Source organism: Citricoccus zhacaiensis, assembly GCF_014645315.1.
Taxonomy (GTDB): domain Bacteria; phylum Actinomycetota; class Actinomycetes; order Actinomycetales; family Micrococcaceae; genus Citricoccus; species Citricoccus zhacaiensis.
Genome location: NZ_BMLQ01000005.1, coordinates 276,943 through 296,602, shown reverse-complemented (window position 1 = coordinate 296,602; position 19,660 = coordinate 276,943). Strand labels below are relative to the sequence as shown.

Sequence of the window (19,660 nt, the reverse complement as noted above, 5' to 3'; positions counted from 1 at the left end):
AAAAACCGCTCAGGAAAGGTGACTGATGCGTGAACGCGGAGTGACGGTTCAGCCGGCGAAGTACCCGCTGACCGCTTCCGCCCACACCTGGTGGCCATCCTCGTTCGGGTTGACCTCGTCTGCCAGCAGGGACTCCCAGTCGCCGTAATCCTCAAAGGCGCCCTCGATGTTGATCACCGGCAGTTCACGCTCCTCGGCAGCGGCGCGCATGGCATCCCGGTTCGTGTCCGCGTAACCCACCCACGTGGGCTGGGCCGGGTTCTGGGCGGTGAGGACCACGGGAGCTGCGCCTTCGGCACCGGCGTCCAGGGTGTTGAGCAAGTCTTCCAGCGAGGAGGCCACGAACTCCGGATCACCCCAATGCCCATAGTTCAGGATCGTCAGGTCGGCCTCGGGTTCGATCATCCCGTCCAGCTCCAGCGGGAAGCCGGGGGTGCCCTCGGCAGCGGAGCCGTTCCAGATGGTGATGTCCCGGTCGCCCCCGCCGTAGGTGCGGGGCTCCAGGTACCAGGTGCCGGCGTCGGGGTTCCAGGTATGGACCGTCACGGCGGCGTCCCCGCCGAGTTCCTCGGCCCAGCGGTACACCCATTCGCTGCTGGTGTTGGACGTGGAGTCTCCAAGCACGTTGATGACGGAGTCATCATCTCGGTTGACCACGGCCTGGGCGGCTGTGGTGACGGCGTCTACCGGATCCTCTGGGGCCTCCTCGGACGCCTCCGTGGCTGACGGGCTGGACGAGGCGGTGGACTCGGCGGAGGGTGAGGTCTCTTGCACCGGAGCGGGCGCATTGCCCCCGCGGGCGGCCTCGGCATCGGTCCGGTAGTCCTGCTGCTGGGTGAACAGAACCACCAGCAAGGCCACGATGACCATCACCAGGAGTATCAGTGCCGCCCATTGAAGCTTCGACGTTCCGACCAATTTATCTCTCACGAGGGGTGATACTACCGGCAGACAAAAAGCATCCGATGAGCCGGCTTTGACGAGTCCGCCGCGGAAGCTCAAGCCATTGAAGAGTCCGCCGTCACAGTGACACCCCCGATGGATGGATAATGGACGGGTGAATCCACCCGACGCCGCCGGCTCCGGACTCCCGCAGGCCACGCCTGTCACCTCCACCGGCCACGCCAGTTGGGCAGGCTCCCCACCGGAGCCCGCCGACTCCGAGAACCACTACTCCCCCTTCATCGAGCTGGAGCGGGACACCTGGGCACGGCTGGCCAATGAGATGGAACAGCCCTTCGACCAGTCGGACATCGACCGGCTGCGGGGCATCGGCGAGCACCTCTCCCTGCGCGAGGTCGCCGAGGTCTACCTGCCGCTCTCCCGGCTGCTGAGCATCCAGGTGGATGCGGCCGCCCACCTGCGGCGGGCCTCCAACGAGTTCCTCGGTGAATCCACCCGGCGCACGCCCTTCGTGATCGGCGTGGCCGGTTCGGTCGCCGTCGGGAAATCCACCACGGCCCGCGTGCTCCAGGAGATGCTGCGCCGCTGGCCCAACACCCCCCGCGTGGAGCTGCTCACCACGGACGGCTTCCTCTACCCCAACGCCGAGCTGGAACGCCGCGGCCTGATGCAGCGCAAGGGATTCCCGGAGTCCTATGACCGACGCCGGCTGATGCGCTTCGTGGCGGACATCAAGTCGGGTGCCCCGGAGGTCCGGGCCCCCATGTACTCCCACCTCACCTATGACATCCTTCCGCACGAGGAAGTGGTGGTGCACCGCCCGGACGTGCTCATCATCGAGGGACTCAACGTGCTCGCCCCGCCCCGCGTGCGCTCGGACGGCACCGCGGGCCTGAGCGTCTCCGACTTCTTCGACTACTCCGTCTACGTGGACGCCAAGACCACCGCCATCCGGCAGTGGTACACCGAACGGTTCATGCGCCTGCGCTCCGGGGCGTTCGCGGACCCCAAGAGCTACTTCCACCGCTATGCCACCCTGTCCGACGCCGAGGCGATCGCGACCTCCTCGGACATCTGGGACCGCATCAACGGACCCAACCTCACCCAGAACGTGCTGCCCACCCGCGGCCGCGCCAAGCTCGTGATGACCAAGGACGTGGGCCACGCCGTGACCCGCGTGCTGCTCCGGAAGGTGTGAGCATGCGCAGCGCCCGCCCTCTCGTGACCGCCGGCGTACTGGCCCTGCTGCTGGCCGGTTGCTCGCTTCCGCAAGACCCCGTGGAGACTCCGAGTGACCCACCGACGCCTTCTTCGGTTGAGCCGCAAGGCCCCCTCCCGCCCGTGGCCTCCCTCTCCATCTCAGCGGGTGGCACGCACTCGCCCTCCGTGGCACCTGCTCCGCAGAGTGAGCTGACGGTGACGGCCAGCGGTCCGGCGGCGAGCCCCTCTGCCCCGCTCGCCGACCATGACTCCCCTGACTCCGTGCACGTCCTGGTCAACAAGCTCAACCCCCTGGACCCGGCCGACTACGCACCGCAGGACCTGCGCGGGCCGGACGTGCCGGCGTCGAAGGCCTCGATGGAACTCCGGGACGAGGCGGCAGGCGCGGCAGAGGACCTATTCGCCGCGGCATCCGCCGACGAGGTGGACCTGACCTTGGTCAGCGCCTACCGCTCCTACGGCTACCAGCAGGGCACCTACGGCGGCTGGGTGGAGCGGTACGGGCAGGCCGAGGCGGACCGGATCTCCGCGCGCCCCGGCTTCTCGGAACACCAGACGGGCCTGGCCATAGACGTCGGTGCCGCGGACGGCGCGTGCACGCTCGAGCAGTGCTTCGGGGACACCCCGGAAGGCGCCTGGGTGGCTGAGCACGCGGCCGAGCACGGGTGGATCATCCGCTACCCGGACGGCGCCGAGGACGTGACCGGGTACTCCCCCGAGCCGTGGCACCTGCGGTACGTGGGCACCGAGGCCGCGGCCGGCGTCGTGCGTTCTGGTGGGGTGCTGGAGACCGCTTGGGGCTTCGGTCCCGCCCCGGGCTACTGACCCGATTCCGCCCCCTTGACCGAACCGTAGCCATGGGCCGGCCGGCCGGCGGATATGGGCGCCGAATCGCAACGCTCTGGGCGCCCGGCCGGGCTGTCCCTCCACCGCCGCCCGGCGCACAATTCTTCCACTTGGCACCGTAACTGCGGTGCCCCGGGAAGAAGGCACGGCCATGAAGAAACCACTTGCAACCCTCGGGACCTTCGTCCTCGCCGTGGGACTCGCCACGGGCATGAGTGCGGCCGCCCCACCGCCGGCCGCTGCCTCGGGGCCCTACAACGAGCCCTACTGCGGCATCACGTGGGGCTCCACCGCCAAGTCCGTCTCCACCATGTCCAGCGCCCAGGTCACCCGGGTCCGCACCGGTCGGCACGACTGCTACGACCGGATGGTCGTGGACCTGAACTACAAGGTCAAAGGCTATGAGGCGCACTACGGCTCCATCCAGGAGGTCGGCACCGGCACCCACATCCCGATGATCGGAAAGGACCTGAGCATTACCGTCTACGCCAACGCCTACAACTCCGCCGGCCGGCCCACCTACAACCCGTCCAACTGGGACAGCGTCGCCAACGTGGCCGGGTACTCCACCTTCCGGCAGGTGGCCTACGGGGGAAGCTTCGAGGGCCACACCGTCTTCGGCATCGGCAACCGCGCCCGGTTGCCGTACCGGGTGTTCATCCTCGACGGTCCGGGCACCGGCTCACGACTCGTCGTTGACGTGGCGCACCGGTGGTGATGCCCCTGACCAGCACGTCTCTGTGATGGGAGGACCAGTGTCCCCGGCGTGTCACCCCGGATGTGGTGGCCGCCGGGGCGCAGTCGGTCTACGTTGAGGCCATGCTCCAGGGATTCAAAGACTTCATCATGAAGGGCAACGTCATCGACTTGGCGGTTGCCGTCGTCATCGGTTCCGCCTTCGGCGCCGTCATCACCGCCATGGTCGATTCCGTGCTGATGCCGTTCATCTCCGGCCTCACCCAGTCGCCGAACTTCGACTCGTTCGCCGTGGTGACCTTCAACGGCAATGACATCCGGTTCGGGGTGCTGCTGACCGCCGTCGTCAACTTCCTGCTCATCGCCGCCGCCGTCTACTTCGTCATCGTGATGCCCATGAACAAGATGATCGAGATGCGCAACCGCAAGCTCGGCATCGACCCGGACGCCGTGGAGCCCTCCGACGACGTCGTCCTCCTCACCGAGATCCGCGACCTGCTGGCAGCGAACCGCAGCGGCGGCTCCGTGCCGCCGCGGACGGAGAACTGACCCACCGGCGTCACCGCCGCCACCCGGACTGATCCATCCGCCCACACGGGCGGCGAAGGGCGCGACTCCCACCACGGGAGTCGCGCCCTTCGGCATACCCAGCCCAGCCCCGCGCCGCCACCGGATCACGGCCGCAGTTGAGGTAGGGAAACGCCGATGGAGTCGACAGTTCGTGGTGCCGTGATCATGGGGCGAGGGCGGCAGTTAGTTAGGGTAGCCTTCACTAAGTAAGTCTCACCTAACCAACGCCGTTCGCCCCACCGGGGGCTGCCCGGCCACCGAAAGGCTCCACGTGAAGCGCCTCCCCCTCGCCCTCCCCCTCACCTTGGCCGCAGGTGCCCTCCTGCTCTGCGCCGGCACGACCGAGGGAGCTGACAGCACCGCGAGCGCGGACCCGGCCAAGGGCGGCGCCGTCACCCTGACCCACCCGACGCTGGAGGGCGTGGAGATCTCCTTCGAGCAGCAGCCCGAGACCCTCGTGATGGACTGCTACGCGTACAGCACCCTGCACGAGTACGGGATCGAGCCCGACGCGCTCTTCGGCTTCGACTGCGAGAACCCCTTCGTCATGGGTGACATCGACATCAGCGGCATCGAGCGGATCGGCGTGGACGGCGAGATCGACGTGGAGAAGCTCGCCGAGCTGCGCCCGGACGCGGTCATCGGCCAGGGCGACGCCGACGGCTGGGCCTGGTTCGACGAGGACGTCAACACCCAGCTGACCCGGGTGGCCGACTTCATCCCGCTGCCCTCCGCGGAGACGGTGGACGAGGGAATCACCGCCAACCGGGAGATCGCCGCCTTCCTCGGGGCAGACCCTGAGGCCGAGAACATCACACAGGCGGACGAGGACTACGCGGACGCCAAGGAGGCCTTCAGCGTGGCTGCGGGCGAGAACGATCTCGACGTCATGTTCACGAGCCCGACCAAGGAGATGCTCTACACCGGGGTCGGCTTCCCCCAGGCCAACCTGCTGGAGGAGCTCGGCGCCACCGTGGTGGGCCCGCCCGCCCCCGAGACCGGCAACCGTTGGGGCCAGGTCGCCTGGGAGGAGGCCTCCACCTTCCCCGCGGACATCATCCTGGTGGAGGGCTACTCGGATGAGTACGACTTCAGCGCCGAACTCTGGGACAGCCTGCCGGCCGTGGCGGCGGACCAGCTCGGCAACTGGGGCTCCAAGGGAGCGATGACCTCCCGCACCTATGCTGACTGGCTGGACGCCCTCGCTGAGCAGATGAGCACCTCCGAGAAGGTCTCCTGACCTCTCGATGACGGCCATCACCGCGCCCGCACGGGCCGATCCACCCGCCACCGGGGTCCCCCGGGTCCCCGGCCGCCTGATTGGGATGCTGCCCCTCGTGGCCTTCTGCCTCGTGGCCCTCACCCTGAGCATGATGGTCGGCTCCCGGGCGGTGGCTCCCGGCGAGCTCCTGCAGTTCCTGCTCCACCCGGACCCGGACGAGCCCGTCTCCCAGGTGGTCTGGCAGTCGCGCGTACCCCGCACCGTCCTCATCCTGCTGGCAGGGGCCGCATTGGGCGTGGCCGGCGGGCTGATGCAGGCCGTCACCCGCAACCCCCTGGCGGACCCGGGGATCCTGGGCGTCACCGCCGGGGCCTCCCTGGCCGTGGTGGTGGGACTCGCCTTCTTCGGGGTCACGGACATCTCCTCGTACATGTGGTGGTCCTTCGCCGGAGCGCTGATCACCTCGGTGCTCGTGTTCGCCATCGGCAATAGCGGGGCGGTCCGGTCCAGCCCGGTACGGATGACGTTGTCCGGGGTGGCGCTGGGGGCAGTGCTCTCCGGCTTCTCCTCGGCCGTGCTGCTCTCCAACTCGGACATCCTGGCCAGGATGCGCGGCTGGTCGGCCGGCACCACCGCCTCCCAGCCGCTCGAGGCCACCCTGGCGATCGCCCCCTTCATCGCCGCCGGACTGCTCATCGCCCTGTGCAGCACCCGGTCCCTGGACGTGCTCTCCCTCGGCGAGGCCTCCGCCGTGGCCATGGGTGCACACCCCCAGCGCCTCCGCCTCGTGGCGCTGCTGGCCATCGCCCTGCTCGCCGGGGGCGCCACCGCCACCGCCGGCCCCATCGGGTTCATCGGCCTGATGGCGCCCCACCTGGCTCGCATGATCGTGGGACCCCATCAGGGCTGGATCATGACCTACTCGATCCTACTGGCACCCACCGTGCTGGGCCTGGCGGACGTACTGGGCCGGGTCATCGTGGCCGGCGAGGTCCCGGTCGGGGTGGTCACCGCCTTCATCGGCGCCCCCGTGCTGATCTACATGGTCCGCCGCTCCCGGGTCACGGAGGCCTGATCCCGTGACCGCAGAACCAAGGACCAGAGACGCCATGACCGCAGAACGGACGTCCACCGGACCGGCGAGCCCCCGGCCGCAGCCCACCGTGGACTTCGGCCGACGGATGTACCGGATCGGCCCCCGGGACCGCCCGATGCTGCTGCTCGACGCCCGATCGGTACGGGTCTGCGCCGTGCTCTGGGCGGCCACCATCCTGTTGGCGTTCTACGCGATCACCTCCGGCTCCGCCCAGATCACCGTCAGCGAGGCGCTCACCGCACTGTTCGGCCGAGGCGACGACTACACCACCATGGTGGTGGCGGAATGGCGGGCCCCCCGCGTGCTCATGGCCATCCTGCTGGGCACCTGCCTGGCGGCCAGCGGCTCCATCTTCCAGAACCTCACCGGCAATCCCCTGGGATCCCCGGACATCATCGGGTTCCAGACCGGCTCCTTCACGGGCGCGCTCATCGTCATGCTCGTGCTCGGCGGCGGCTCCGCGGCCACCATGGCCGGGGCCCTGACCGGCGGCCTCGTGACGGCGCTCCTGGTGTTCGTGCTGTCCATCCGGCGCGGGGCCGTGCGCGGAGTGCGGCTGATCATCGTGGGGATCGGGGTCAGCGCCATGCTGGGCTCGGCCAACGTCTGGATCCAGCTGACCGCCACCGTGGAGGACGCCATCATGGCCGGGCTGTGGGGCGCCGGAAACCTCTCCGGGGTCACCTGGCCCACGTTCCTGCTGGTCCTGACGGTCTCCGCGGCCTTCCTGGCCGCCGCGACGCTGCTGGCCCGGCCCATGAAACTGACCCGGATCGGCGTCCCGTTCGCCACCGCGCTGGGACAGAAGGTACGCGCGGTGCAGGTGGCCGCCGTCGTGATCGGCGTGGGCCTGACCGCCCTGGCCACCGCCACCGTGGGGCCCATCTCCTTCATCGCGCTGGCCGCACCGCAGATCGCCCGGCGGCTGGTGCATACCGACGGCCTCGCACTCGGGCCCACGGCCGCCGTCGGGTCCCTGCTGTTGCTGTTGGCCGACGTGACCGCCCAGCGGATCCACCCGGACTCGCCGCTGCCGGTCGGGATCGTGACCGTGTGCATCGGCGGACTGTATTTCCTGTGGCTGCTCATGAGAGAAGGTAGGACCAGATGACCCGACTGCTCGTGGAGGAGGCCGCGCTCGGCTACCAGGACCAGGTGGTCTGCCCCGAGGTCTCCGTGGCCATCCCGGACGGCCGCTTCACCGTGATCGTGGGACCCAACGCCTGCGGCAAGTCCACCCTGCTCAAGAGCCTGACGCGGTTGCTCGCGCCGAGCCGCGGCAACGTGCTGCTGGACGGGCAGGCGCTGCACTCGATGCCCACCAAGCAGGTGGCGCGCCAGATCGGGCTGCTCCCCCAGGGCCCCGTGGCCCCGGACGGTATCCGCGTGGTGGACCTCGTCACGCGCGGACGGTACCCGCACCAGTCCCTCTTCACGCCCTGGTCCCCGGAGGACGAACGGGCCGTGGCAGAGGCGATGGACGCCACCGGGGTCCGCCAGCTCTCCGGCCGGCTGGTGGACGAGCTCTCGGGAGGCCAGCGCCAGCGCGTCTGGATGGCCGTGGCCCTGGCCCAGCAGACACCCATCCTGCTCCTGGACGAGCCCACCACCTACCTGGACCTCAGCCACCAGATCGAGCTGCTGGAGCTGTGCCTGGGCCTCAACCGCAGCACCGGCCACACCCTGGTGGCCGTACTGCACGATCTCAACCAGGCCGCGCGCTACGCCGACCACATCATCGCCATGCACGGGGGCACCGTGGTGCAGACCGGCACCCCTGCCGAGGTGATCACCGAGGCACTGGTGGCGGACGTCTTCGGCCTGGACGCCCGCGTGATCCCCGATCCCGAGTCCGGCAGCCCGCTCGTGGTGCCACGCTGGCGGCACTGACGGGCCCTGCCACCTCCGGACCGCGCGCGAGCTGCCGCCGGATCGTGCGCGCGCCGCAGGATCACGGCCGCAGTTGAGGTAGGGAAACGCCGGGCGGATCGACAGTCAGCGCGGCCGTGATTCCCGCTCGGTGCGGACGATGAGCAGGACGCGGCGGAGGACATCCCGCTGCGCAGCAGTGTAGAGCTCGGCCATCGCCTCGGCCATGGTGCGGTCCGTGACGGACTGCGCCCGGGACAGGTGGGGCCCGGGGTCGGACAGCCACGGATAGTCGATCAGATGCGTGGCCAGCACGGGGGCCAGGCGTTCGGCCAGGTCCTGACGGCGGGCCTCACCTGCGTCTTCGGGCAGCTCGGCGAACTCCCGGTCCAGTGCGCGGGACGCCCCGTCCGTGTCCCGGGCGATCATGCGCCGCACGTCCGCCATGGCCTGCTCGTCGTACAGCTGCCCGTAGATGGACACGATGGACCGGTCCGCCTCGGACATCAGGGGCGCCACCGTCTCGAATCCCGCCGGGACGCCGGGCGGCGCACGGTGTTCCAGGATCGCGGCCACCTCCGCCCGGGCCCCTTGCAGGCGCTGGATGGTCTCCTGCAGCTCGGCGTCCAGCACCCGCAGCGCCTCCAGCGCCTCGTCACCCTCCGCGTCCACGGCCCCGATCCGGGACAGGGGCACCCCCAGGTCCCGCAGGCGGCGGATCCGCAGCAGCCGCACCAGGTGGCGGGCCCGGTACTGCTTGTAGCCGTTGGACTTGCGCTCGGGCTCCTCCAGCAGCCCTGAACGGTGGTAGAAGCGCACGGCGTTGACCGTGGTCCCGGCCAGCTCTGCCACTTCCCGCGTGCTCCACACACCGCTCACCCCCGAGGTCACAGGGTACAGCTCGCCCCCTCCTCCGGGGTCTTCAACTCGATCAGGTAGTCCGCGGCAACCTGGTTCACACAGTCACTGAGGCCTGCGGCGACGATCGTGTGCCCCTGCCCCTCCACGGTCAGCAGGGAGCTGCCGAGCGAGGCGGCCATGGCCTCCGAGCCCTCATACGGAGTGGTCGGATCCTGGGTGAGGGCCACCACCAGGGTCTCCGGCAGGCCCTCGATGTCCTGAGCATGGGGGAAGCCGAGCGTCGGCTCGGCCGGCCAGTGCTCACAGCCCTCGCGGGCGCCGCTGCTGACGTCCACCCCGGGGTCCATGAACGGGGCCCGCTCGTAGGTCTGCTGCCTCAGCTGGGCTCCCTCCTCCGGACTCAGACGTTCCTCGTCCATGCAGTTGATGGCGTGGTTCGCCTCGTTCTGATTGGGCCAGCCGCCCTCCGGGTCACGCAGGCTGAACGCGTAGCTCAACTGCAGCAGGGTGTCCCCACGGCCCTGCTCGACCTCCCGGATCCCGGTGATGATGTCCTCCCAGCTCTGCGGCGAGTACAGACCCGCGATCACCCCGCCGACCGCGCCGTCGAAGTCCAGCTCGACGCCCAGTGCGGGCACCGGATCCTCCCGCAACGGCTGCACGATCTCCTGGAACCTCTCGGTGGCCTGGGCCGGGTCATCACCCAGGGGGCAATCGGGCTCTGACGCGCAGGCCTTCGCCAGTTCGTCGAAGGCGGCCTGAAAGCCGGCATAGGCGTTGACGCGCCGCTCGAGGGTGCCCTGCGTGGGGTCCCCGGCACTGTCCAGGATCAGGGCCCGGACCCGCTCGGGGAACTGTTCGGCATAGACGGCCCCGAGCCGGGTGCCGTAGCTCTGGCCGAGGTAGGTGAGCTTCTCCTGGCCCAGGACCTCTCGCAACACGTCCATGTCCCGCGCGGTGTCCCGGGTGCCCACATGGGCGAGGGCCTCCATGCCCCCGGAGCTTTCGGCGCACCGCTCAGTCAGCGCTCGGGTGTCCTCCTCCGTGAACTGCACCGTGGTGCCCTGGGAACCCAGCGCGACCTCCCCGGAGTCCGCCTCGGCATCCGAGTAGCAGTCGATCGCCGGGATGGTGGCGCCGACGCCGCGCGGATCGAAGCCGACCACGTCGAACTGCTCGGTGACGGGACTCTCCGCCATCCCTGTGGCCGTGTTGACCGCGCCCATCAACCCGGACCCGCCCGGACCGCCCGGGTTGATGACCAGCGGGCCCTGGGACTCGCCCCGGGCCGGGACTCTCAGCACGGCCACGGAGGCCTCCTCACCCTCCGGGTCCTCGTAGTCCAGCGGGACTGCCATCCGCGCACACTCGGTGCCCTCGATCAGCTCATAGACCTTCTGCTCGGTGGAGGTGGTCGCATAGTCCTCGCACGCCTCCCACTCCAGGTCCTGGCCGTAGAACTGCTCGAGTCCAGCGGTCGAGGAGTCCGTGGGAGACGGCTCTCCCGTGGGCTGCGGTTCACCTCCCGGAGCGCAGGCCGCCAACGGGCCGGCGAGGGCCAGGACCGCGAGCATCGCGCCGGCGGCGAGCGGCCGGCGTCGTGATGATGACCGTGCTGAAGGATGACGTGACGGTGGAGGCATCTGGCTGCGCATGGGGCTGTTCCTCAGTCTTGACGATGGGCTATAGCGTCAGGTCACCCTGTGTTCCTAGAACAGGGTCAAGGAACTGCGCACCGCACGTTGCTCGGACGTACCGCGAAACCGGTACATCAATGCATACTCTTCTTTTCGTACCGTATTTACGGTACGTTTAGGCCAATCGAGTATTTCGTACCGTAAACCAAGTGCAAATCATGGAGGCGTCATGGTGCAGCTGGAACGACTCGGTGCCCTGTTCCGGCAGCGCCGTCTGGAGAAGGGGCTCAGCCAAGAGGAGTTCAGTTCCATGTTGGGCCTGTCCCGCACACGTATCAGCGCCATCGAGCGCGGGGTGCCTGGCCAATCGTCCATCCTTGCCGAAGTAGCAGACGCCTTGGGTTTAGACCTGGTTGCTCTGCCTCGTGAATCGGCAGAAGCGGCGGTGGCGCGCAGCAGGGCCGATGCCGTCCGCGCTCGACGCCGGCACCTGAGCCGAGGATCGGAATGAGCCTCACCATCTGGATCGGTGGCGTGCCGGTGGCCACTCTGGAGGATGCCGGTGCTCGTGGTGGCGCCTCCTTGCGGTACACAGACCAATGCCGTGCGGAGCATCCGGACGGCACCATCCTGCTCTCCATCGGGATGCCTGTCCGCGCTGAACCGTACCCGGGGATCAAGGCCCGGCACTTCCTGGACGGGCTTCTCCCCGAAGACCACGTCCGTGACGCGTTGGCACGTCGGAAGAAGCTGGATAGTGCCGACACGTACGGGCTGCTCCAGGAGTACGGGCTGGATTGCGCGGGGGCAGTCCAGATCACCGACATGGGCACCACACCTGACCCGGCCGGCTCCGGCGTGCATCTGCTCACCGAGAGGGAACTGGTGCAGGCCGTGCGGGGTCTGCCCGCCGCCCCGCTGGGCACGGGGGTCGATCATCGCGTCCGGTCCAGCCTGGGAGGCATGCAGGGAAAGCTGACCGTGGTCGAAGCCGGCGGACAGCTGGGCCTACCCCTTGATGGAGCCCCGTCCACGCATATCCTCAAGCCAGCGCGACTTTTGGAGGATGGTTCGCAAGAATGGCCTGGCGTCGCCCAGGGGGAGAACTTCTGCCTCCAGGTCATCCGGCAGGCTCACGATGAAGGTCTGGTGGGCACCGCGGCAGCAAGCCGCGTGCGAACCGTCGGGCACCGGGACGCCATCCTGGTGGAGCGATTCGATCGGGCGACGACTGACGCCGGCCTGCAGCGGATTCACCAGGAGGACCTGGCTCAGGCGCTTGGGATCTCCACCAAGTACCAGAAGTCCGGCATCGAGATGCCCCGGCTGAGGGACGTCGCAGGTCTCCTCGCGAAGCATTCAGACCTGGCCAGCCGTAGGGCCCTGCTGGAACGGGTCCTTCTGGGCTACATCCTGGGCGACTGCGACATGCATTCACGGAACCTGACCGTTGTTCTCAGCGGCGGACGGGTCGATCTGTCCCCTGCCTATGATGTCGTTCCCACGTCAGTCTGGCCCAATCACGACCGTGAACTGTCCCTGTGGATCGGCCACTCTCCAATGATCGACGACGTCGAGTACGACGACTTCCTGACCGAAGCCACGGGCTGGGGTTTGCGCGCGTCCGCCGTCCGGCGAACCATCCGGGAGGTGTGCCAGGCAGCAAGCACGGTGATGCCTCGGGTGATCGAGCAGTCGAAGGCCGAGGAGTGGCACCACCCGATACTTGACGATGTGATGGACCAGGCGACCGGCAGGATCGCGAAGATCGCACCCTGATCCGACTCCAGCCCCCCGTCCGTAGTTCAGGGCCCGATACAGGGGGCCCAAGAGTTCGGCGGATGCTCACAGGCCGGCAGGCTGATGGCAAAACAGACCAGTGCCACCAGCACCACGGTGACCGCCGCGCACAGGAGGAAGACCGTCCACTTGCCGATCGGGGTCACTTCCTCGGCGGGGTCCGTCTCCGCCGGATCGATCCCGGCCAGGTCCGGCTCGGCCGACCCTGGCTCGGCCCGGACCGGCTCAGCCGGATCCTCCTCAGCCGAATCCTCCCCAGCCGGACGTTCCTCGCTCACGCTCAGACCGGGTCAGCGGAAAGCGCGAGTTCGCGCTCGACCACCGTGGCCAAGTCCTCGGCCTCGCGGCGGGCCTGCTCCTCGTCGGAGGCCTCCACCATCACACGGACCACGGGCTCGGTCCCCGAGGGACGCAGCAGCACCCGGCCGGTCTCTCCCAGGCGGGCCTCGGCGTCAGCCACGGCGGCCTGCACCTCGGCGTCTCCGGCCGCACGGTCCCGGTCAACGTCCTTGACGTTGATGAGCACCTGCGGGAGGCGATCCATCACGCCGGCCAGCTCGGCCAGGGTCTGGCCGCTCTCCGCCATGCGCGCGCCCAGCTGCAGGCCGGTCAGCACGCCGTCACCGGTGGTGGCGTAGTCGGAGAAGATCACGTGGCCGGACTGCTCGCCGCCCAGGGAGTAGCCGCCGTGCTTCATGCCCGCCAGCACGTACCGGTCCCCCACCTTGGTCTCCACCAGGCGGACGCCCTCGCGCTGCATGGCCAACTTCAGGCCGAGGTTGCTCATCACGGTCACCACGAGGGTGTCCTCCTTGAGGCGGCCGCCCTCCTTGAGGGCCACCGCGAGGATCCCCATGATCTGGTCCCCGTCCACCACCGTGCCGGTGGCGTCCACGGCCAGGCACCGGTCGGCGTCGCCGTCATGGGCGATGCCGAAGTCCGCACCGGTCTCCACCACCTTGGCCTGGAGCTTCTCCAGGTGGGTGGAGCCGTAGCCGTCATTGATGTTGATACCGTCCGGGTCCGCCCCGATCACCACGACGTCGGCGCCGGCGGCCTTGAAGACCTCCGGCGAGCACCCAGCGGCGGCACCGTGGGCGCAGTCGAGCACGACCTTCAGTCCGTCGAGGCGGTGCGGCAGGGTCTTGAGCAAGTGCAGGATGTAGCGGTCCTCGGCGTCCGCGAAGCGCTGGATGCGCCCGACGTCGGCGCCCGTCGGCCGGTGCGGCTCCTCGTCCATCTGCCGCTGGATGGCGTCTTCCTGATCGTCGGTGAGCTTCTCGCCACCGCGCGCCAGGAACTTGATGCCGTTGTCCGGGGCCGGGTTGTGGGAAGCGGAGATCATCACGCCGAAGTCCGCATCCAGGTCGTCCACCAGGAAGGCGGCGGCCGGGGTGGGGAGCACGCCGGCGTCGTAGACGTCCACACCCGCACTGGCCAGACCGGCCGAGACCGCAGAGATGATGAATTCACCACTGATGCGGGGGTCACGGGCCACCACGGCGACCGGGCGACGCCCATGGGTCTCCTGGTGCCCCAGCACCACGGCGGCGGACTGGGCCAGCTGGATCGACAATTCGACGGTCAGGATGCCGTTGGCCAGGCCACGGACGCCGTCGGTTCCGAATAATCTGCTCATCACCGTGGATTCTATGCCCCCTGACTCGATAATCCTCGCCACGGCGTGGCTCAGTTCCGTCAGGCCAGCATCAGCAGACCCCGGACCACGGCCACGGCACCACCGAGGCCGGCCAGGGTGATGGCCACCGTCCGCGCGGTTCCCAGCGAGACCTTCCCGGCCAGCCAGGCACCCAGCCGGATGCCGACCACCACGGTGACCACGATGATCGGGAACAGCCACCACGGCGGGAGCTGGTCGAACGTGGTGGCGCCCACCGCCAGCTTCGTCGCCACCGAGAAGATCCCCATGGTCATGAACGTCGGTTGCATGGTGGCGGCGAAGGACCGCTGGTCCCAGCGGGCGAACCTCGAGTACATCACCATGGCCGGTGCTGCCACGCCGGCACTGGTGTTGAGGAATCCTCCCACCGCTCCGGCGGCGGCGGTCAGGAATCCCGAGCGGATCCTGGGCACGGACGGCGTCCCGAAGGTCAGGGCCAGGGCCACCAGCACCACCGCGCCGATGACGATGTTCAGCCACGCCGCATCGAGTTCCCGCACCATGAAGGCCGCCGGGACCGCGCCCAGCAAGGCCATGGGCAGGAACAGCAGGTAGCGCTTCCAGTCCACGTCTCTGATCACGGCCAGCATGATGAGGAAGCCGGAGACCACCGTGGTCGAGTTCGTCACGAAGACCCCGAGCGCCGGCCCCATCAGCAGGGCCAGCACAGGTGCCACCACCAGCCCCACCCCAGTTCCGGAGAGCCGCTGCAGCGTCGAGCCGACCAGGATGGCGGCCACGGCAGCGAACACGAGCCCCAGGGTCACCGTTGGATCACCCCTCCCATCGAATAGAGCCGCGCCAGATGGTACTTGGCTGGTGTGGCCAGGGCGGCTCGGGCCAGGGTGTCACGTCCACGGCGGACCCCGGCCCACAGCGGGCGCCCCAGCACCATGTTCACCTCCGCCATCCGGGCGGCCCGACGCGCGGCGCGGAGCCGGTCCCGCTCGAAGGACGCGAAGTCCGAGGGCCCCTCGGATAACCCGCTCAGCAGAGGCGCGAGGGCGAGTGCGTCCAACCAGCCCACGGTCATGCCCTGGCCGCCGATCGGGCTGATCGCATGCGCCGCATCACCGATGACCACCGTCCGGCCCGCCACCATCCGGCGGGCCAGCTGCCGGTACACCGTGAAGGCGCTGATCATGGTGGCCGTCGCGGCGTCAGGCAGTTCCGGTACTTCCGGTAGGCCCGGTAGTTCCGACGCGTTCTCACCCCGGCGCTCACCCCGGCGTTCGCGGACCAACGCCACCAGGCCCCCAACACTCTCCGGCCGCTGCTGCCGGCCGGTGTGCACCACCCAGCGGCGCTGACCGCCGGGCAGCGGAAAGGACTCGACCACGCCGTGCCGATGCAGGTGAATCACCGCGGTTCGGTCAGCGGTCGCCCCAGCCGCCGAGTCAGCGGCCGGCCCAGCCACCGAATCGGCGTCCGGCTCAGCGACGGGTGCAGCAGGACCTGCCGATGCGGTGTCCGCGAAATCCCCCATGAGGTAGCTGTCTCCCCAGTCCCGCCGGTCCACGCCGATGCCGGCCAGCCACCGCACCGTGCTGTGGGCGCCGTCGGCGCCCACTACCACCCGGGCCGACCAGTGGCGGGTCTCCCCCTGCACCGTCCGCGCGGTCACGAGAACCGGAGCGCCGGCGTCGTGGTCCTTGACCGCCACGACCTCGACGCCGCGGTGCACGGCACCGGGGACGAGCCGCTCGAGGTGCTCGGCCAGCAGCTGCTCGGTCCGTGACTGCGGCAGGGTCAGGACGAACGGGTACCGCGGATGGGCGCGATCGAAGGTGATCTCGCCCAGCAACCGCCCGTCCCCGTAGCCGACCCCGCGGCGCACCGTGATGCCTTCAGCCACGGCGGCCCGGTCCAGGCCCAGGACCGCGAGCGCCTCCAGGGCCGGCGGATGCAGGCCGATGGCCCTCGAGTGCTCGGGAGGGTGCTCGCGGCGCTCCAGCACAGCCACGTCCACGCCCCGGGCCGCGAGGAGTCCGGCGAGGAACAGGCCGACGGGGCCGGCCCCGACGATGAGGACTTCCGTGCGTTCCATCCGGGTTCCCGGCTCAGAGTCCGTAGTGGCGGGCCTGTTGCAGCGCCTCCGCCGCACTGGCGGCACCCAGCTTGGCGTACAGGCTGCTCAGCTGCGCCTTGATGGTGTTCTCCGAGCGGAAGGTGGTCTGGGCCATCTGCCGCCGGGTCATGCCCTGCCGCAACAGGTCCAGGACCGACTGCTCCCGTTGGGTCAGCTCCGGGCGGGGGCTCAGGGACGTGACCGTCATCCCGGTCGATTCCAGCCGGGTGACATCGTCTTGGTCCAGGACACCGGCGGCGTGGAGCACAGGGGTCCACCCCAACTGGTGCAGTCCGGCCAGATCCGCGAGCGCCGCGCCCCTGGCCCGTGCCTCGGCCACGGCGCCGAGCACGTGCTCGTCCGCTGTCTCCGGGAGGGCCCCGGTGCGCGCGAGCACGCCCAGCAGATCGGCGACGGCGAGGTTACGGCTCCCGGTGCGCACGGGCCGGTACAGGACACGCACGGCCTCGTCCGGGTTTCCGGTGCGCAGGCAGCGCAAGGCCTCCAGATTCGCCAGGCTGGGGCTACTCTCCCAGTGCGGGACAGGAGGGTTCTCCCCGGTGACATGCTGGGCCAGGTGGAAGACCTCCGTCAGCAGCCGTTCTGCCAGTGGGGCCCTCGCCGAGTAGGGCCGCTCCTGCCGCCAACCGACCACCAGGCTCGCGGCGGCGTCCGGCTGGCCCCCAAGGGTCTGGGCCAGGGCCAGCACACGGGCGTGGGCGCACCAGTACTCATCCGTGTCCACGTCCTCGGGCAGCAGGTCCAACTGCTCGCGAGCTCCGGCCAGGTCCAGGTCCGCCAGGGCCAGCTCGATCCGGGCCAGGATCCCAGTGCGGGCCACCATCGGGTGACCCCATTTGACGGTGGACAGCGGCTGGACGTGCCGGGCCAGCCAGTCACGGGCCGCCTCCGGGTGCCCCTCGTGCACGGCGAGCAGTGCGAGCTTGCCGCTGGCGTCGGCATACACATAGTCATTGACGCCATCCCGGGTCAAGTAGGCGGCCGCCTCGAAGGCCGCCCGGGCCTCCGGCAGTCGGTCCGCGAGATGCAGCGAGATCCCGGCCTGCAGCTCAGTGAACCCGGCCAACACGGGCCGGACCCCGCTCTGGGTCGTGACCTTCTCCAGCGCCTGGCGCAGTCGTAGCGCGGCGTGACCGGACTCCACGAAGTGCCCGGCCAGCCGCAGGTGACTCAGCTCGAGCATCCCCATGGTCAGCGCCCAGGTGTCCGGCGCCCGGTACAGCCGCGTGGTGGTCTTCTTGAGCCGGTGGGCGGTCTCATCCCGAGCGTAGTCCGGTTCCAGGCTCGGCAGGAGGAACACCATCCGGTCCGGCCCGGCACCGGCCGCCACCCGGGCGGCTACCCCGATCGCGTTTACCCGTTCCAGCACGAACCGGGGCAACCGGGCCATGAACTCGCCCAGCAGCTGCGCGTTGGCGATGTAGAGATCCACCCAGTGTTCGAGCATCAGCTCGGCGATCCGGTTCCAGGATCGCGACTGCAGTGCGGTCTCCATGGCCTGCTCCACGCTTCCGGTGTCCGCCAGGGCCTGCGCCGCCGCCACGTTGAGAGCGCTCGCCCGGTCCGGGTCCTCGTCCCGGAACACCTGCTGCAACAGGTTCCGCACCAGTGCCGGCATGAACCATTCGCCCCGGTCATCCCGGCTCAGCAGTCCCAGCGCGTGCAGCTCCTCCACCGTCGGCAGGGCTCCGGGCAGATCCGGGCTGAACGCCTCCAGCGTCTGCTGGGAGAAGGCGGGCAGGAAGGCGGTGGCCGCGGCCAGTCTCTCCGGATCCCGGTCGGCGAGCCAGCGCAGCAGCGGGGAGAGCAGCGCGGACTGCGCTCCCTCCAGATTGTCCGGATCCGCCAGCAGCACCTCCACGGCGCCCAGCCAGCCGCCGGCCGCGGCAAACGCGCGCGCGGTGGCGTCCGGGCCACCGAGCCCGGCGACCTCCTGATGGGTGAGTATCACGGCGCGCGGCCCGGCCATCGCGCACGCATGGGAGGCGGCCAGCCGGTGCACCGGGACGGTCGGTCCGGCGACGACGGCGACCCGGCCCCCGTGCGGATCGGCCAGCAGGTTGCCCACCAGCTCGATGAACGCCTGGGGCTCACCGGCGGCGTGCTCCCAGTCAAGGATGCGGGAACTGACGCTGGACTCGTCAGCTCCAGGAATCTCGCCTCCCGCTGTGAGCCAACCGCTGGCGAACCGATGCCGGCCGGTCCCTCCCGGCGCCTGCAGGATCAGGAGCCGTTCACGGCTGTCCGGGCGGGCGAGGAATCGTCCCAGCGCCGGGTGTGTCGCGTCGATGGATGTTTCGTCGGCAGGGCCGCGCCGCGGGTCAAGGACCTCATGACGTTCCATCCGTGCGCTCCCCTCGCTCGTCATGGCCGTCATCCTATACGGGGCTAGTCATGGGCCTGATGCGGGACCATGGCCGGGGGTCTGACCGGATCTGCCTACGGTGTGGTGCCTGGAGCCGGCCTCGAACACCGCAAGGTTCCGCCAGGGCAGTTGCGTCTGCACCCGCCAGCCCGGGCGCAGCACGGCGGCGAGTTCATCCGGCGTGTAGCTGCGGCGGATCGAGGCGAGCCCGTCCGGACGGATGAACGAGCCGGGGAACAGCGGACTTGCCAGGCCGGCCCCAGCCGAGAAGAGGGCGTAGGCTGCGGGGCTGCGGCGGATATCTGAGTGAACGGCCCGGTGCACGGCCAGCCGCTCCGAGTCGGCCAACAGGCCTTCGAGCGATTCCGGGTCCAGGTGATGCAGCAGGTGGTTGGACACCACCACGTCATACCGCTCCCCGGCGGCCGCCAGATCCCCGCTGGTGGCCCGGCGGAAGGCCAGCCCCGGCACGGCGGGGCGCGCGGTCGCCCAGGCGTGGGCCCGCGCGTCGGGATCAATGGCGGTGATGTTCACGCGGAAGCCGTCCCGCCGGGCCTGCCGCGCCAAGGCACGGGGCCGGTCCCCGCCGCCGGAGCCGATGTCCAGAACCGTGACGGTGCGGGCCGGGTCCAGCAGCGGGCGGATCCAGCGCCGGTAGGTCAGCTGCCAGCCGGCGACCACCGGGTTGACCACGCCGAAGCCACGGTAGGTACGGTGCAGCGCTTCAAGGTCACAGTCCGGGTAGTCCATCTGCTCGACGGCCTCCGGGCTGCGGGTGCGCAGGTCCGGGACCGGCCCACTCAA

The 19,660-nt window shown here is 69.6% G+C and carries 19 protein-coding genes; 10 read left to right on the top strand and 9 right to left on the bottom strand.

The genetic code is table 11. The annotated features are described in order from the left end of the window. Positions 1-48: 48 nt before the first annotated feature. Positions 49-930, bottom strand: a complete 882-nt coding sequence (locus IEX49_RS10515) for an SGNH/GDSL hydrolase family protein (protein ID WP_188806094.1) — start codon at positions 928-930, stop codon at positions 49-51. 253 nt (positions 931-1,183) lie between these two features. Here IEX49_RS10515 and coaA point away from each other — a divergent pair, with 253 nt between their 5' ends. The 8 genes from coaA to IEX49_RS10475 all read left to right on the top strand — a co-directional run bounded on the left by coaA (position 1,184) and on the right by IEX49_RS10475 (position 8,444). After that, positions 1,184-2,101: a type I pantothenate kinase gene (gene coaA, locus IEX49_RS10510; RefSeq protein ID WP_229672551.1), complete on the top strand. Its 918-nt coding sequence runs from the start codon at positions 1,184-1,186 to the stop codon at positions 2,099-2,101. A gap of 2 nt (positions 2,102-2,103) precedes the next feature. Next, entirely contained in the window at positions 2,104-2,949 is an 846-nt protein-coding gene (locus IEX49_RS10505; protein WP_188806092.1) for a D-alanyl-D-alanine carboxypeptidase family protein, read from the top strand. 172 nt (positions 2,950-3,121) lie between these two features. Next, positions 3,122-3,688 carry an AMIN-like domain-containing (lipo)protein gene (locus IEX49_RS10500; RefSeq protein ID WP_188806091.1) on the top strand — a complete coding sequence of 189 codons (567 nt, stop codon included), beginning with the start codon at positions 3,122-3,124 and terminating at the stop codon, positions 3,686-3,688. Positions 3,689-3,789: 101 nt separating this feature from the next. Beyond that, positions 3,790-4,215, top strand: a complete 426-nt coding sequence (mscL, locus tag IEX49_RS10495) for a large conductance mechanosensitive channel protein MscL (RefSeq protein ID WP_188806090.1) — start codon at positions 3,790-3,792, stop codon at positions 4,213-4,215. 292 nt (positions 4,216-4,507) lie between these two features. Then, complete coding sequence (locus tag IEX49_RS10490) at positions 4,508-5,476, top strand: ABC transporter substrate-binding protein (RefSeq protein WP_229672531.1); 969 nt, start codon at positions 4,508-4,510, stop codon at positions 5,474-5,476. A 7-nt stretch (positions 5,477-5,483) separates the two neighbouring features. Next, on the top strand, positions 5,484-6,533 hold the full coding sequence (locus tag IEX49_RS10485; protein WP_188806089.1) for a FecCD family ABC transporter permease: 1,050 nt from the start codon (positions 5,484-5,486) through the stop codon (positions 6,531-6,533). Between the two features lie 34 nt (positions 6,534-6,567). Further along, positions 6,568-7,665, top strand: a complete 1,098-nt coding sequence (locus IEX49_RS10480; protein ID WP_188806088.1) for a FecCD family ABC transporter permease — start codon at positions 6,568-6,570, stop codon at positions 7,663-7,665. Beyond that, positions 7,662-8,444, top strand: coding sequence for an ABC transporter ATP-binding protein (locus IEX49_RS10475; protein WP_188806087.1), 783 nt, complete (start codon positions 7,662-7,664; stop codon positions 8,442-8,444). Before IEX49_RS10480 ends, IEX49_RS10475 begins: the two co-directional genes overlap by 4 nt. 105 nt (positions 8,445-8,549) lie before the next feature. Here the strand turns inward: IEX49_RS10475 and IEX49_RS10470 are convergent, their stop codons facing one another. Both IEX49_RS10470 and IEX49_RS10465 read right to left on the bottom strand, forming a co-directional pair. Next, entirely contained in the window at positions 8,550-9,275 is a 726-nt protein-coding gene (locus IEX49_RS10470) for a MerR family transcriptional regulator (protein WP_229672530.1), read from the bottom strand. Positions 9,276-9,310: 35 nt separating this feature from the next. Further along, on the bottom strand, positions 9,311-10,939 hold the full coding sequence (locus IEX49_RS10465; RefSeq protein ID WP_229672529.1) for an alpha/beta hydrolase: 1,629 nt from the start codon (positions 10,937-10,939) through the stop codon (positions 9,311-9,313). 211 nt (positions 10,940-11,150) lie between these two features. On the opposite strand from IEX49_RS10465, the gene IEX49_RS10460 reads away from it, so the two are divergent. Together IEX49_RS10460 and IEX49_RS10455 are read left to right on the top strand one after the other, a co-directional pair. After that, positions 11,151-11,432: a helix-turn-helix domain-containing protein gene (locus IEX49_RS10460; RefSeq protein ID WP_188806086.1), complete on the top strand. Its 282-nt coding sequence runs from the start codon at positions 11,151-11,153 to the stop codon at positions 11,430-11,432. Further along, entirely contained in the window at positions 11,429-12,700 is a 1,272-nt protein-coding gene (locus IEX49_RS10455; RefSeq protein WP_188806085.1) for a HipA domain-containing protein, read from the top strand. Before IEX49_RS10460 ends, IEX49_RS10455 begins: the two co-directional genes overlap by 4 nt. A 26-nt stretch (positions 12,701-12,726) precedes the next feature. Here IEX49_RS10455 and IEX49_RS10450 read toward each other — a convergent pair whose 3' ends face one another. From IEX49_RS10450 to IEX49_RS10425, 6 genes are read right to left on the bottom strand one after another with little or no spacing between them, the layout of a single operon-like run. After that, complete coding sequence (locus tag IEX49_RS10450; protein ID WP_188806084.1) at positions 12,727-12,999, bottom strand: hypothetical protein; 273 nt, start codon at positions 12,997-12,999, stop codon at positions 12,727-12,729. A gap of 2 nt (positions 13,000-13,001) precedes the next feature. Continuing rightward, positions 13,002-14,360 (bottom strand): phosphoglucosamine mutase, encoded by a 1,359-nt coding sequence (glmM, locus tag IEX49_RS10445; protein WP_188806083.1) that lies wholly within the window; start codon positions 14,358-14,360, stop codon positions 13,002-13,004. Between the two features lie 59 nt (positions 14,361-14,419). Continuing rightward, positions 14,420-15,169, bottom strand: coding sequence for a sulfite exporter TauE/SafE family protein (locus tag IEX49_RS10440; protein WP_308421931.1), 750 nt, complete (start codon positions 15,167-15,169; stop codon positions 14,420-14,422). After that, complete coding sequence (locus IEX49_RS10435) at positions 15,166-16,449, bottom strand: FAD-dependent oxidoreductase (RefSeq protein WP_188806082.1); 1,284 nt, start codon at positions 16,447-16,449, stop codon at positions 15,166-15,168. The genes IEX49_RS10440 and IEX49_RS10435 overlap by 4 nt, the downstream gene beginning before the upstream one ends. A 13-nt stretch (positions 16,450-16,462) precedes the next feature. After that, on the bottom strand, positions 16,463-18,859 hold the full coding sequence (locus tag IEX49_RS10430) for a helix-turn-helix transcriptional regulator (RefSeq protein WP_188806081.1): 2,397 nt from the start codon (positions 18,857-18,859) through the stop codon (positions 16,463-16,465). A 24-nt stretch (positions 18,860-18,883) separates the two neighbouring features. Next, a complete protein-coding gene (locus tag IEX49_RS10425; RefSeq protein WP_229672528.1) occupies positions 18,884-19,660 on the bottom strand; it encodes a class I SAM-dependent methyltransferase in 777 nt (258 codons plus the stop codon).

What these genes read in the sequence shown, in the direction of transcription:
- IEX49_RS10475 (WP_188806087.1), top strand. Translation starts at nt 7,662, where the DNA reads ATGACCCGACTGCTCGTGGAGGAGGCCGCGCTCGGCTACCAGGACCAG.
- IEX49_RS10455 (WP_188806085.1), top strand. Translation starts at nt 11,429, where the DNA reads ATGAGCCTCACCATCTGGATCGGTGGCGTGCCGGTGGCCACTCTGGAG.
- IEX49_RS10435 (WP_188806082.1), bottom strand. Translation starts at nt 16,449, where the DNA reads ATGGAACGCACGGAAGTCCTCATCGTCGGGGCCGGCCCCGTCGGCCTG.
- IEX49_RS10485 (WP_188806089.1), top strand. Translation starts at nt 5,484, where the DNA reads ATGACGGCCATCACCGCGCCCGCACGGGCCGATCCACCCGCCACCGGG.
- IEX49_RS10500 (WP_188806091.1), top strand. Translation starts at nt 3,122, where the DNA reads ATGAAGAAACCACTTGCAACCCTCGGGACCTTCGTCCTCGCCGTGGGA.
- IEX49_RS10430 (WP_188806081.1), bottom strand. Translation starts at nt 18,859, where the DNA reads ATGACGAGCGAGGGGAGCGCACGGATGGAACGTCATGAGGTCCTTGAC.
- mscL (WP_188806090.1), top strand. Translation starts at nt 3,790, where the DNA reads ATGCTCCAGGGATTCAAAGACTTCATCATGAAGGGCAACGTCATCGAC.
- IEX49_RS10480 (WP_188806088.1), top strand. Translation starts at nt 6,568, where the DNA reads ATGACCGCAGAACGGACGTCCACCGGACCGGCGAGCCCCCGGCCGCAG.
- IEX49_RS10505 (WP_188806092.1), top strand. Translation starts at nt 2,104, where the DNA reads ATGCGCAGCGCCCGCCCTCTCGTGACCGCCGGCGTACTGGCCCTGCTG.
- IEX49_RS10465 (WP_229672529.1), bottom strand. Translation starts at nt 10,939, where the DNA reads ATGCGCAGCCAGATGCCTCCACCGTCACGTCATCCTTCAGCACGGTCA.
- IEX49_RS10460 (WP_188806086.1), top strand. Translation starts at nt 11,151, where the DNA reads ATGGTGCAGCTGGAACGACTCGGTGCCCTGTTCCGGCAGCGCCGTCTG.
- glmM (WP_188806083.1), bottom strand. Translation starts at nt 14,360, where the DNA reads ATGAGCAGATTATTCGGAACCGACGGCGTCCGTGGCCTGGCCAACGGC.